General features: G+C 68.1%; 12 protein-coding genes and 1 tRNA gene. 6 read left to right on the forward strand and 7 right to left on the reverse strand.

The window, feature by feature from the left end; all coding sequences use genetic code 11:
- The first annotated feature begins 131 nt into the window (after positions 1–131).
- Together VDQ18_RS03415 and VDQ18_RS03420 are read left to right on the forward strand one after the other, a co-directional pair.
- On the forward strand, positions 132–1178 hold the full coding sequence (locus VDQ18_RS03415; RefSeq protein WP_323019613.1) for an alkane 1-monooxygenase: 1047 nt from the start codon (positions 132–134) through the stop codon (positions 1176–1178).
- A 110-nt stretch (positions 1179–1288) separates the two neighbouring features.
- Complete coding sequence (locus VDQ18_RS03420; protein WP_416235082.1) at positions 1289–1726, forward strand: hypothetical protein; 438 nt, start codon at positions 1289–1291, stop codon at positions 1724–1726.
- 82 nt (positions 1727–1808) lie between these two features.
- Here VDQ18_RS03420 and doeB read toward each other — a convergent pair whose 3' ends face one another.
- Both doeB and selD read right to left on the reverse strand, forming a co-directional pair.
- On the reverse strand, positions 1809–2801 hold the full coding sequence (gene doeB / locus VDQ18_RS03425; RefSeq protein ID WP_323019614.1) for a N(2)-acetyl-L-2,4-diaminobutanoate deacetylase DoeB: 993 nt from the start codon (positions 2799–2801) through the stop codon (positions 1809–1811).
- Between the two features lie 444 nt (positions 2802–3245).
- Positions 3246–5408, reverse strand: coding sequence for a selenide, water dikinase SelD (selD, locus tag VDQ18_RS03430; protein ID WP_323019615.1), 2163 nt, complete (start codon positions 5406–5408; stop codon positions 3246–3248).
- A 151-nt stretch (positions 5409–5559) separates the two neighbouring features.
- Here selD and VDQ18_RS03435 point away from each other — a divergent pair.
- Positions 5560–5636, forward strand: a tRNA-Met gene (locus VDQ18_RS03435).
- A gap of 129 nt (positions 5637–5765) precedes the next feature.
- Here the strand turns inward: VDQ18_RS03435 and VDQ18_RS03440 are convergent.
- The 5 genes from VDQ18_RS03440 to VDQ18_RS03460 form a co-directional block, all read right to left on the reverse strand.
- Positions 5766–6773 (reverse strand): AraC family transcriptional regulator, encoded by a 1008-nt coding sequence (locus VDQ18_RS03440; RefSeq protein ID WP_323019616.1) that lies wholly within the window; start codon positions 6771–6773, stop codon positions 5766–5768.
- Between the two features lie 361 nt (positions 6774–7134).
- The gene (locus VDQ18_RS03445; protein ID WP_323019617.1) at positions 7135–8016 is read right to left on the reverse strand and encodes an alpha/beta hydrolase; all 882 of its coding nucleotides are present in this window, start codon (positions 8014–8016) and stop codon (positions 7135–7137) included.
- Entirely contained in the window at positions 8009–8428 is a 420-nt protein-coding gene (locus VDQ18_RS03450) for a RidA family protein (RefSeq protein WP_323019618.1), read from the reverse strand. Before VDQ18_RS03450 ends, VDQ18_RS03445 begins: the two co-directional genes overlap by 8 nt.
- A 99-nt stretch (positions 8429–8527) precedes the next feature.
- Positions 8528–9085, reverse strand: coding sequence for a flavin reductase family protein (locus VDQ18_RS03455; RefSeq protein WP_323019619.1), 558 nt, complete (start codon positions 9083–9085; stop codon positions 8528–8530).
- Positions 9082–9591, reverse strand: coding sequence for an NADPH-dependent FMN reductase (locus VDQ18_RS03460; RefSeq protein ID WP_323019620.1), 510 nt, complete (start codon positions 9589–9591; stop codon positions 9082–9084). Before VDQ18_RS03460 ends, VDQ18_RS03455 begins: the two co-directional genes overlap by 4 nt.
- A gap of 243 nt (positions 9592–9834) precedes the next feature.
- On the opposite strand from VDQ18_RS03460, the gene ribB reads away from it, so the two are divergent.
- The 3 genes from ribB to VDQ18_RS03475 all read left to right on the forward strand — a co-directional run bounded on the left by ribB (position 9835) and on the right by VDQ18_RS03475 (position 12751).
- Positions 9835–10482, forward strand: a complete 648-nt coding sequence (ribB, locus tag VDQ18_RS03465) for a 3,4-dihydroxy-2-butanone-4-phosphate synthase (protein ID WP_323019621.1) — start codon at positions 9835–9837, stop codon at positions 10480–10482.
- Positions 10483–10538: 56 nt separating this feature from the next.
- Complete coding sequence (locus tag VDQ18_RS03470) at positions 10539–11633, forward strand: LLM class flavin-dependent oxidoreductase (protein ID WP_323019622.1); 1095 nt, start codon at positions 10539–10541, stop codon at positions 11631–11633.
- Positions 11634–11725: 92 nt separating this feature from the next.
- Positions 11726–12751 carry a sugar ABC transporter substrate-binding protein gene (locus VDQ18_RS03475; RefSeq protein ID WP_323019623.1) on the forward strand — a complete coding sequence of 342 codons (1026 nt, stop codon included), beginning with the start codon at positions 11726–11728 and terminating at the stop codon, positions 12749–12751.
- Positions 12752–12837: the final 86 nt, after the last annotated feature.

Genomic DNA, 12837 nt, shown 5'->3' on the forward strand with positions numbered 1-12837 from the left:
TTCTGGGCTGTTTTCCAGCAAGTAGCCTCTCGGTCGCATGGATGGAAGGGGCGCGATGCCTTATGCTTGCCCAAATCCGCGGGTATCCGTTAACCCTTCTCGCGCTCTGTTCTCGTGTTCTGGGCCTGCTCATGCGTCTGACCATCTTCACCTTCGCCACGCTTCTGCCCGCCGCGCTGCTGGCCTGGGGCGCCGTTTACGGCGGCTGGGCCATCTGGCTGGCGCCGGTCTCCATCGGGCTGATGTGGATCGCCGTGGACCAGTTCCCGGACCCGGCGGATGAGAGCGAGATGCCGGTCGGTGACACTCTGCTGATCCTGCTGGGCTTCCTGCAGCTGACCCATCTGCCGCTGGGGGTCTGGGCGCTGACCTATAACCTGCATGGGCTGGATTGGGTGGCGGGGATCCTGGGGTTCGGCCTGTTCTACGGCCAGATCGGCAATCCCGCCTCGCATGAGCTGATCCACCGCTCGGACCGCTTCATGACCGGGCTGGGGACGGCGGTCTATATCGGCTTCCTCTTCGGGCATCACGTCTCGGCGCATCGCTTCGTGCACCACCCCTATGTGGCGACGCCGCAGGATCCGGTCTCGGCCGACAAGGGGGTGGGCTTCTGGTCGTTCCTGCCGAAAGCCTGGTACGGCAGTTTCATCACCGGCTACCGGGCCGAGAAGGCGATGACCCGCCGCTCGGGGCGCAAACGCATTAACCCTTATGTCTTCTACATGACCGGCGAGGTGACGCTGCTGGTCCTGGCCTTTGCGCTCTTCGGGCTGAAGGGGCTGCTGATCTATGTGGCGCTCTGCGCCCATACCCAGTCGCAGATGCTGGTCGCCGATTACGTCCAGCATTACGGGCTGAAGCGCCGGCGCCTGGCCAATGGCAAGTTCGAGCCCGCCGGTCCCTGGCACGCCTGGAACTCGGTCGGCTGGTATTCCTCGGCGGTGACGCTGAACGCGCCGCGCCATTCCGACCACCACGCCCATCCGTCGCGGCCCTATCCGCAGCTGACCGTGCCCGAGGGCTCGGCCATGCTGCCCGCGCCCTTGCCCGCCATGGCCATGCTGGCGCTGGTCCCGCCCCTGTGGAAGGCGGTGATGGACAAGCGGCTGGCCGCGGTTCTGGCCCAGCACGAGGCCGCGCCCCTGCCCAGCGCCGAGGCGTTGCTGCAGGGCTGAGGGCCGGTTTCCGCCTGTGTCCGCGGACTCGCGGCATCGTGACGGAGGGGCGGCTGGCCCTTTGTGCAGGCCTCTGGCAGAGTGCCCGGGACTTGTCAGGGAGCCTTGCCATGATCCGCGCCAATTTGCTGGCTCTCGCCACCGCGCTGAGCGTCGCCCTGCCGCTGAGGGCCGAAACGCCGGTGCCGCCCGGTGACACCGCCGCGCCGATGAGCGCCGAGGAATTCGACGCCTATACGCTGGGCCGCACGCTGAGCTACGTCTTCCAGGGCACCCCGTACGGCGTCGAGCAATACCTGCCCGACCGCCGGGTCCGCTGGACCTTCATCGGCCAGGAATGCCAGGACGGCAGCTGGTACGAACGCGCGGGCAACATCTGCTTCGTCTACGACAACGCGCCCGCCGACGAACAATGCTGGCGCTTCTTCGCCGAGGGCGACGGGCTGAGGGCGGTGTTCCAGGGGCTCGATGGTCCCTCGACCGAGCTCTACGAGGTTGAACAAAGCCAGGCGCCGCTGGGTTGCCTGGGCCCGGGCGTGGGTGTCTGACTTTCGGTTTTTGTTGGGAGAGTGACAGGGCGGGCGCGTTATGCCCGCCCTTTTTTATGCCCGAAGTTGAAAAAGTGAACACTCACATCTGCGGCACGGCGACCACCGCCAGCGTGTCGCCGATCTGGGTCAGCCCCGGGAAATGCCGCGCCGCCAGGATGCCCTCGGTCTGCGCCAGCACCGTCTCGGGCGCGCCGCCGCTGCGCTCGGTGGGCCAGATCCGCGCCAGCGCCATGCCCCGGTGCACCGTCTCGCCCAGATCGACCAGCGGCTCGACCAGCCCCGAGCAGGGCGCGGCGTGATAGCAGTCGTCGCCCGGCATATCGAGCATCACGGACCCCGGATCCTCGATCTCGCCCCGCAGATGCCCGGCGTGGATAAGCACGTTCCTGAGCCCCCGCCGGGCGATCCGGGCGGAGCGCGCCGTCGCCGTGCCGCCGCCGCCCAGCTCCGTGGTGACGAAGGTCTTGCCCTGGCCCTCGACCTCGCTGTCATACATGCCGGCCGCGTCGATCTCGCGCAGCATCAGCGTATAGGGCGCGGCAAAGGCGCGGGCGGCGGCGACGCAGCGCGCCTGCTGACCGGCATTCTCCAGCACATGGGCGCAGGCCTGCGGCAGGAAATCCAGCGTCTTGCCGCCGGAATGGAAATCGACCACCAGATCAGCCAGCGGCACCAGCTGCCGCGCCACGTAATCGGCGATCTTCTGGGTCACGCTGCCATCGGGCGCCCCGGGAAACGCGCGGTTAAGGTTAACGCCGTCGATCGGCGAGACCCGGGTCCCGGCCCGGAAGGCCGGATGGTTGAAGAAGGGCAGGATGATCAGCCGCCCGGTCAGCGCCTCGGGCTCCAGCTCATGCGCCAGCGCCTGCAGGGCGATCGGCCCCTCGTATTCGTCGCCGTGATTGGCCCCAGTCAGCAGCGCCGTCGGCCCCGGCGCTCCCTGGATCACGGTGAGCGGGATCATCTGCGCGCCCCAGGCGCTGTCGTTGCGCGAATGCGGCATCTTCAGGAAGCCGTGCCGCTTGCCGGGCGCATCGAGCGGAATGGTCGGACGGATCGGATTGTCGGGCATCGGGCACCTCCACCCCCATCCTGCCGCGCCCATGCGCGCCTGACCAGAAAAACACGGCATCCCGGAAGGCATCGCCGACCCCCGTCAGGCGGAGAGGGCCGCTCCCAGGCGCCCAGGAACCCGCGAGGCGAGCCCCATGCAGCGGCTCGATAGGGGGCGGCCTGACGACTGCCGCCGCGACCGGGACCAGATACCCCATGCTGCGCAGCCCGCTCCCGGCCAGGTCCCCTGATCCCGCCCGCCGCCCCATGCCCCGTGACGCGGTTCCCGCCGAAGCGGCCTGCCGCCGACCCGTTCAGCAAGCCCGCGCTGTTCATCTTTGTTCTCCAAATATCCCGGGGGGTCCGGGGGCAGCGTCCCCCGGCTTTTCGGCGCCGCGGAACGCGGCGCCGCTGGTCGCCCGAGAAGCCCGCGGCAGCGGGTGACGAGGGCGAAACCCCTCCCTCAGCCCAGCACCCGCAGGGCTGGTCCGCCGTCCGGCGCGCGGATCCGTCCGATGGCGGCGGCGGTGTAGCCTGCCTCGCGCAAGGTCGCGACCAGACTCCCGGCCTCCGCCGCGGGCACCGAGGCCAGCAGCCCGCCCGCCGTCTGCGGATCGTAGAGCAGCGCGGTGCGGGCCCCGGGAGGCGCGGCGATCCGGCCCAGCAACGCCGCGCGGTTGGCGGGGGCGATGGTCGAGGCCACGCCCGCTTCCGCCAGCGCCTCGGCCCCCTCGTAGAAAGGGACCGCCGCGAGGTCGATCTCGGCCGCCACGCCCCCCGCCTGCAGCATCTCGTCCAGGTGACCGGCCAGCCCGAAGCCCGTGACATCGGTCATGGCGCTGGCGTGTGGCGACAGGATCGCCGCCGCCGTACCCTGCATCTGGCTGAGGAACGGCCAGAGCGCCGCCACCGCCCGTCCCGGCGCGCGTTTCTGCATCTCGGCCGCCAGCAGCGTGCCCGAGCCCAGGGGCTTGGTCACGATCAGCACCTCGCCGGGCCGGGCACCGCCCTTGGTCAGGATCCGCTCTCCGGCGATGCCGGTCACCGTCAGGCCGATGGTCAGCTCCGCGCCCTGCGTGGTGTGGCCCCCGGCGATGGCGGCGCCCGCGTCGGTCAGCACGCTGCCGAGGCCCGCCATGATCTCGGCCAGGGTCCGGCCCTGCAACTCCTCGGACATCCGCGGCAGGATCAGGCTGATCAGCGCCGCCTGTGGCCGGGCGCCCATCGCCCAGACATCGCCCAGCGCATGCACCGCGGCGATGCGGGCCATCAGCCAGGGATCCTCGGTCACCGCGCGCAGGTGGTCGGTCGCCAGCACCTGCCGCATGCCGCCCAGCTCCAGCACCGCCGCGTCATCGCCCGCGCCCAGCGTCAGCGTCGCGGCGGGGGGCAAGGCGCTCAGCGCCCGGCGCAGCGCGTCGGGGCCAACCTTGGCGCCGCAGCCGCCGCACATCGGTTTCTCGCCCAGCGCCTCGGCCAGGCCCAGGCTGCGCTCGGCGGGCAGGGCGGGCGCGGGCATGGCGGGCAGGTCGTGGAACATCCGCATGAACTTGCGGTCGATTCGGTCCTTCAGCCGCCACATCGCCCGGCCATGCAGCGGCAGGCCCCATTTGTCGGCCAGCGCCTCGCGCTCGCCCAGTGAGATCAGCTTCAGATAATCGCGCTGCGGATGGAACGGGCGCATCGCCCCGCCCGAGAGCGCGGCGCGCAGGTTGTGGTGCAGGATCGGCGCCTGCCGCACGGCAAAGACCCCGGCCTTGGGCCGCGGGCTTTCGGCCATATGCGCGCAATCCCCGGCGGCGAAGACCTCGGGATGCGAGGTCGAGCGCAGCATCGGGTCGACCGTCACATAGCCCCCGGTCAGGGCGAGGCCGGTCCCGGCCAGCCAGTCCTGCGGCCTGCTGCCCGCGGCGCCGAGGGTGAAATCCGAGGGCAGGCGGCGGCCATCGGCCAGCGTGACCGCGTCGGGCGCGACCGCGACGGCCTCGGTCCCGGTCTCGACCGCGATGCCGCGGGCGTTCAGCAGTGCCAGCAGATGACGCCGCGCGGCGGCGCCGAGATGGGGCAGGGCCTCGCCGCGTTCGACCAGCGTGACCCGGGCGCGGGGCAGGCGGTGCTGCATGGCCAGCGCCAGTTCCACCCCGCCGACGCCTGCGCCCAGCACGGTGATCCTAGGCTCGGGCGGCGGGGCGGCGGTGAAGGCTTCCCAGCGTTCCGCATAGCCGCCCAGCGGCTTGGCGGCGGTGGCATGGGCGGCAAAGCCCGGCAGGGCGGGCAGGTCCGAGGTGATGCCGATATCGAGCGAGGCTGTGTCATAGGCGACGGGCGGGCGGCCCGCGACCTCGATCAGCCGCGCCTCGGGATCAAGGCCGGTGGCCCGGCCGAGAATCAGCCGCGCCCCCGCGTGCCGGGCCAGCGCCACCAGGTCCATTTCCAGCTCGGCCGCGCGGTAATGTCCGGCGATCAGACCGGGCAGCATGCCGGTATAGGGCGCGGTCGGGTTGGGGTCGATCAGGGTCAGCCGGGCGCCTGCCAGCGGCGCCATCGCCCAGCGCAGAAGCACCAGCGCATGGGCATGGCCGCCGCCGACAAGGACCAGATCGCGGGTCTGGGGAAGGGTCTGCATGGCGCCTCCGCTTTGCCCTGTTCCTAGCCCGGCAAGAGCCCCGAGGCGAGGGGGCAAAGCACCGTCGATTTCCCTCTTGACGCTGCCAGTGGGCTATCCTAGGAAGCCGCCAGCCAAGCGGTACGGGTCGATGATCCGGCGCTGGCAGCGTGGCGGAGTAGCTCAGTTGGTTAGAGCAGCGGAATCATAATCCGCGTGTCGGGGGTTCAAGTCCCTCCTCCGCTACCACATTTTCCCTCATAATATCTCCTGACCGTCCCTGTTGAGGTCGTGCTTGTGGTTGCCAGACGGGTTCAGGCCCCTTGCCGTCTTGCGGAAGACGGGTCGTCGCGGGATGCGGGCTCCTGGGGGCGGGCTCTAGGGCTTCGATCGAGACGGCAAGGCGGTCTGTCGGCTCCCCGCCAGCGCCGAGGTCTGGCTTGGCGCTTCGCCGAAGGCCGCCTTGTAGTCGACAGAGAAACGACCCAGGTGATTGAACCCCACGTCAAAGGCAATCGTTGACACGTTCTTCCGAGCCCCGCTGGTCATCAGCATCTCGCGGGCTTTCAACAGCCTGACGTTCTTGAGATATTGCATCGGGGTCGCGCCGAGGAATTCCCGGAAGCCGGTGGTCAGCCGGTCCGTCGGGACGCCGGCAATCCGGCCGAGATCCTCCAGCCGCATCTGCTCGGGATAGGAATCCTCGATGTGCTTTACCGCTTTGCGCAGATAGCCCGGCATCATGTCGGGGATCTTGCGGCGGATCTCGTCCGAGTAGTTGTTGGGATGCCGGATCAGCAGCGCGCGCACCAACGACAGTTCAAAGTCACGGTAGACGCTGGGATCACACAGCAGGCTGTCCTCGACGGCGAGTTCACGAAGATAATGCTCGGCCGTCCGCCACCATGACGACGCCGCGGCGTCGCTTGTCGGCATCCCCACATCGAAGACCAGACGCTCGGTGACCGGGGCACCGATGAGCCGTCCGAGGGCAAGGTCCATGATCCGCTTGTTGATGGTGACGAAGACTGACCGCCAGTCCCGATCCAGATCGACCTCGACATCCTCGCCGGGCGACAGGATCACCGCCTGCAGCGGGCCGGACTGATAGCGGCGGCTGCCGGACACGACCGTCTGCCGACCGCTGCGCGGCAGGCTGATCGAATAATGGCCAATGCCCGCGCCGATGCCAATCCGGGTCTCTGTCCCATAGGCCAGATATCCGAAGGTGATGTTCGAATTGGAATTGCCGCTTCCGCGATACGAAAACGAGACGTCTTTCCTGTTCATGAAATCCAGGGAATGCGGCCCGCACATGTTCACCATGAAGTCGCAAACCGGAGAAGCGTCGCGTTCGCAAACCTCAATCAGCCGTCGCGCGTTCAAGCCTGTGCCTCCGGTGTCCGTTACCTGCACGTCCGGGCGCACCAATCAGCACCGGCAGACGTCTGCCCCTGCGTGCGCGTGGATCGCCATGGGCCGCTTTGCCCCGGCCCGCGCTCTGTTCTGCGCTCGATGGAAATCAGTGTTCCGGAATCGGATTTTCCTGTCAACAGACCCGGGTCCGGCGGCCGCAGGACAGAGCGGAAAGGCGAGTCTTTGATGAAGCATTGGACGTTTTCGGCCGATCGGGCGCAGCGGTTGCCTGCTGCGGTGCGCGGGAAAGGCGGGGACGATTCGTGCCGGCGCCCCGTGCTGCCGGGTTGGCGTCGCCTGAATCTGCCGATCACGCCGCCCGGAAGGTTCGTCACTTTCGGCTTTCGATCATCGCAAACACCGCCCGGGTCAGGGGCGCGTCCGGAAGGGACAGGTCGACCAGCAGATTGAAGTGGTTTCGATCAGGCGCCGGGATCACGGTCAGGTCGTGGCCTTTGGCTTTCCACGCGGCGGCATAGGCCGCAGTCTGGCGCACGAACCCCTCGGTCTCTAGCCCGCCGACCGACAGGACAAGCGGCGGCGCCTGATCGGGTATGTGGAACAGGGGGCTGAGCCGTTCGGCCTGCTCGGGCTCCAGCCGCAGCCAGTCGTTGGCCTCGATGTCGCAGATCGGCCGGATGTCATAGAGCCCGCTCAAGCCGACGGCACCGGCCACGACATCCGCGGGAACCGAGAATTCATCCTGCCAGCCATCGGCCAGCAGCATGCCGACCAGATGCGCCCCGGCCGAACTGCCGCCCACGTGGATCCGGTGCGGATCAATCCCATAGGCAGCCCCGTTGCGGAACAGCCAGGCGACGGCGCTGCGCATTTCCCGCACCACCTCGGCGAGGGTCGCGATCGGCAGGAGGGTGTATTCCAGCACGGCCACCGCGATCCCGGCATCGGTAAAGGTGCGGGCCATCAGGGCCGCGTCGGTCTTCGATTGCGAGCGCCAGTAGCCACCATGGATGAAGACGAAGACCGGACTGGGCTGACGCGATCCCGGGACCGGAAAGAGGTCGAGCTTTTCCGCGCTGGCGGGGCCGTAGCTCAGGTCGAACAGCCCCGGGCACTCGGCCCGGGCCCGGGCGGAGAGGTCGGCGTATTCCTGCACGCAGGCGTCGAAATCCGGCACCGACGCCCGGGCATTGTATTCAATGCGGCGCTGCGCGAGGCTCGGGAAATAGAGGTCGAACCCGGGCTCAAGCATGGCGGGCCGGTGCGAGGACGGCAATCGCCTCGATCTCGAGCATCACTTCGGGATAGATCAGGGCCGATACCGAGACACCTGTGCTGGCGGGGCGGTGCGTGCCAAAGACCTCTTTGCGGACCTGCCAGTATTCCGCCGTGACCTCGTCGGTGAGGGGGCAGGCGAAATAGGTGGTCATCTTGACCACGTCCTGCATCGTCGCCCCGTCGCGGGCCAGGATGGACCGGATATTCGCAAAGCACTGGCGGGCCTGCGCGGCAAGATCGTTCACCCCGACCACGGACCCGTCCTGCCCGAGTGCGATCTGACCCGAAAGGTAGATCGTGTCCCCGGCGCGAACGGCGGGGGCGGGGGGCAGCGCGGCCTCCCAGTCCCATTCAGCCGCGATTGTTCGGATATGGCGGGTGGTCATGCGGGTCCTCTGTCTCTTGTCTGATCGGGCGACGCGGCAGCCGGTTTGGCGCCCTTCGCCGGGTGCTGCGATCATCTGAACGGCCCGAGGTCAGGATGGCTATCCGGATTTCAGGGCAGTCCTATCCAGGTCGCGGACCCCGAGACGCCGGAATTCGCTGCCGTGAAAGACCAGCGGCTCGACCGCGGGTGAAATGGACAGGGATTCGAGCGCCAGCAGGACGAACCCATGGTCCCCGGCATCGAGGACATCGGCGATCGAGCAATCGAACCAGGCCGCCGCACCCTCGATGAAGACGGCCCCCTCGGCGGTCGCGCAATGGGCGATCGCGTCGAACTTGCTCTCGTCCCGGGACGCCAGACGCCGCGCTGCGCCGTCCTGCGCGTCGCCCAGCACGCTGATCCCCAGACGGGGCGCGCGAGTGAGCCGAGGCCAGGTCTTCGAGGTCCACTGCACGCAGAAGGCCACCAGCGCCGGGTCCATGGACACCGCGACAAAGCTGCTGGCCACCATGCAGAGGGGCCGGCCGTCCTCCATCGCCGCGACTGCGACGACCCCTGAGGGGAAGCGGCCGTAGGCGGTTCTCAGGAGTGTCTGGCGGTCCTCGGCCGCCGTCAGCGGCAGGGGCGCCGGGTTGGCCTTCGGGTCCCGGGTCATGCTTGGCCGCCCGATGCGCGGACCATGGCGGCGATCACCGGCCCCCACCTGGTCGCATAGGCGTCGATCTGCTCGCCTCCCGCATAGGTCTTGTCGGACAGATAGAGCCCCGGCGCCGGGCAGATCGCCCCCAGTTCCACCAGAACCGGCTTCAACAGAAGGTCCGGCGCCAGGGCATGCGCGGGTCCTGCGCCCAGCATCAAAGGCACCGCAACGACGCCCCGCAGCCCGTCGCCGGTGGCGAACTGGTCGAGGAACAGCTTGAGAAGGCCCGAATAAGTGGCCTTGAATGTCGGCGAGGCGACGATGACGAGCCTGGCCTTCGCGGTGGTGTCGACGGCACTGGTGACGGCGTCGTTTCCCCATTCGAGCAGCCCGGCCCCCAGGTTGATGACGTCGATCACCTGGCTCGGCTTTTCACCCGTCAGGGCGGTGGCCAGCAGACTGGCGGCATCCAATGTGCGCGATCCCGGTCGCGGATTTCCGACGACGACGATGGTGGACATGAAGCTTCCTCCGGCTATGTGCCGCGCCATTCGACAGGCGGATGGCGGGGGAATCTATCCACTTCCCGCCTGACGCTATCCAGATCTGCCGGGCAGGCCCGCGCGCGCCCTCCGGACCCGCAGCGGCTGGATAAACACCGGGGTGCAATCGGATAGTCAGCCGCAGCTTTCCCGAACAGATTTTTCCGATCATGCCGGCCAGCTCCGTGTCGGTCCGGTCAGACAGATCCGAAGGGAAACGCCATGCCCCCCATTTCCGAAGCCATCGAGCGCCTTGCCGCGGGCCAGATCGTGATCGTCGCCGACGATGCGAACCGCGAGAACGAGGCCGACCTCGTCGTCGCCGCCGAGCTTTGCACGGTCGAGCAGATGGGATTCATCATCCGGCATGGCTGCGGCATCGTCTGCGTGCCGCTGGCAGCCGACCTGGCGGAACGGCTGAACCTGCCGCCCATGGTCAGCGCGAATGACGCTCCGCTCGCGACGGCCTTCACCGTCAGCGTCGATGCGCGCCGGGGGCTGACGACCGGCATCTCGGCCAGCGAGCGGTGCATGACGGCACGGATGCTTGCGGATCCGACGGCGAATGCTGCCGATTTCGTGCGTCCCGGCCACATGTTCCCGCTTGTCGCCCGGAACGGCGGGGTGCTGGAACGCCCGGGTCACACGGAAGCGGCGGTCGACCTCTGCCGTCTGGCCGGTCTGAGCCCGGTCAGCGTGATCTGCGAGCTGTTCAACGACGACGGCACCGTGATGAAGGGCCGCCAGGTCGAGGACTTTGCCCGGCGTCACGGCCTCGCCCTGCTGCACATCCGCGATATCGCGGCCTTCCGGCGCGGTCATTCGTCTGAAGGCGGTGCGCCGTCGATGCCCGCCCTCGCCACGGCCTGACGCCGTGCCGACGCCACAGATTCCCCCCCAATTCCAGAAGATACAGGAGCAGAGCCTTGACCAGAAAGATCGAAGCGGGCGTTTTTATCCCGACGGTCCGCAGCGGATGGATCCATTCCCGCAACGCGCCCCATACCCCCGGATCCTATAAACACGCGCTCGAAGTCACGCGCCTGGCCGAGTTCCTGGGCTTTGACTTCGTGCTCAGCCCGCAGAACTGGCGCGGCGCGCAGGGGCCGCACCGCTACTGGGGCGACACGGTCGATTCCATCGCGGCGGCGGGCGCGCTGAGCCAGGCGACGGACCGGATCAAGATCTGGTGCACGGCGCATGTCTCGGTCCACAAGCCCGCCGCGATTGCCAAGATCGTCGCCTCGCTGTCCGAAATCAGCGAGGGGCGCATCGGCCTGAACGTGGTCACCGGCGGCAATTATACCCAGCTGCAACCGCTCGGGTTCTGGGACACGCTCGATCACGACGAACGCTACGACATGGCCGAAGAGTGGGTGAAAGTCATCCGCAGGTACTGGGCCGAAGAGAGCGTGACCCACAAGGGACCGTATTTCGAGGCAGACGGCGGCATCCTCAGCCCTCGTCCGGCGATCCGGCCGACGATCATCAATGCCGGGGCCTCACCGCGTGGTCTGCGCTTCGCCATCGAGAATTGCGACGTGGCCTTCATGATGGCCGGGGACGATCCGCGGTTCGTGGACTCCGCGCGGGCGGCGAAGGACATGGCGCGCAAGCTGAACAAGCCGGATTTCAAGGTCTATGGCCTGATGACGATCATCCCCGGCGAGACCGAGGACGAGGCGCAGGCGCTGCTGGACCACTTCGAGGCGGGTGTCGATCTCGAAGGGCTGGCCGATCTGGCGCGCGGCTACGAGCAGAACACCAAGGGGTTCGACAAGCTCAGCAGTTCGTCCCTCAGCCCGTTGGGCGGGCCCAAGTACAAATCGGTGATGCCCGGCGCTTTGGTCGGGGCCTATGACACCCTGGCCGAGAGGATCGCCGAACGCGTCGAGGCGGCGGATCTGGACGGCATCCTGATCATCGTCCCCGACTACATCTCGCATCTCAATCAGCTGGGCACGCGCACGCTGCCCCGGCTGGCCGATTTCGGCGTCGAGTGCCGCGTGCGCGGTCGCTAGGCGACCCGGCAGGCGTGCCCCCTCCCGTTGCGGCGCCTCGACCTCGCGACGGGACCAAGAAACCAGAAACAGACCGCCAACAGAGAGAACCCATGACCATGATCCGCGACAAATCACCCCGTTTCCCGTGCGCCAAGGCCCGGACCACCCTGCTTGCAACCCTGTTCGGGATAGGAACGGCGGCCTCGGTTCAGGCGCAGGACCGGACCATCGCCTTCTTCGCGTCGATTTCGCAGAACGGTCTGAATCAGGCCATGTACCAGGGCATGCAGGACCGCGCGGCCGAGCTGGGGGTGCGCACCTCGCTCTATGACGGCCAGTTCAACCCCGGCCTGCAATACAGCCAGCTCGAGGATGTCGTGGCCGGCAATCAGGCCGATGCTGCCGTGGTCTTTCCCATCGACTCGGTCGGCATCGCCGGGGCGGCGGCCGAGATGGCCGCGGCGGGCGTGCCGATTGTCGCGATGATGTTTCCTATCGGCCCGGAACTCGACCGGCTGGAGCCTCAGGTGCCCGGCGTTGTCACGACAATCGGCTTCTCGACCGTCGGCACCTCGGTCCAGCAGGCCGAGGACGTGGCCCGGCATTGCGCCGATATCGACCCCTGCAACGTGGTCGTGATGGTTGGCCGGATGGTCTATCCCTTCGATCAGCTGCGCTTTGACGCCTACGCGTCTGTGCTGGACCAGCACCCCAACATCCATCTGGTCGCCACGGTCGAGGGCAACTACGACCCGTCCACCGCGCTGGCCGTCATGGAGGACGTGCTTCAGGCCAACCGGGAGGTGCACGCCGTCCTGTCGGTGGCCGACCAGCATCTGATCGGCGTCGAGATCGCGCTGGAAGCGGCCGGTATCGACGTCGCGCCGGTCTATCTGTCGGGCGCGGGCGGAGCCTCCATCGCCATCGAGGCGATCCGCGAGGGAAGGTGGGATGCGACGGTCGGCGGCTTTCCCTACACCATGGGCCGGATCGCCGTGGATGCGGCGATCGCCAGCCTGAACGGCGACACCGTGCCGCCCGTGCACGACATGGAGGCGCTGGCGCCGCTGCCCACCATCATCGACCGCGCCATTCTGGATGCCCATCCCGAGTTTGAGGCCGAATGGCTGCAATGACCGCCGCGTGACCCGGGGAGGCCGGGCAACCGGCTGCCCCTCGCGGTTGCGCAGGTCGATGGCTTTGATGAAAGAGGGCAGGTTTC

Source organism: Pararhodobacter sp. (genome assembly GCF_034676075.1).
Taxonomy (GTDB): Bacteria; Pseudomonadota; Alphaproteobacteria; order Rhodobacterales; family Rhodobacteraceae; genus Pararhodobacter.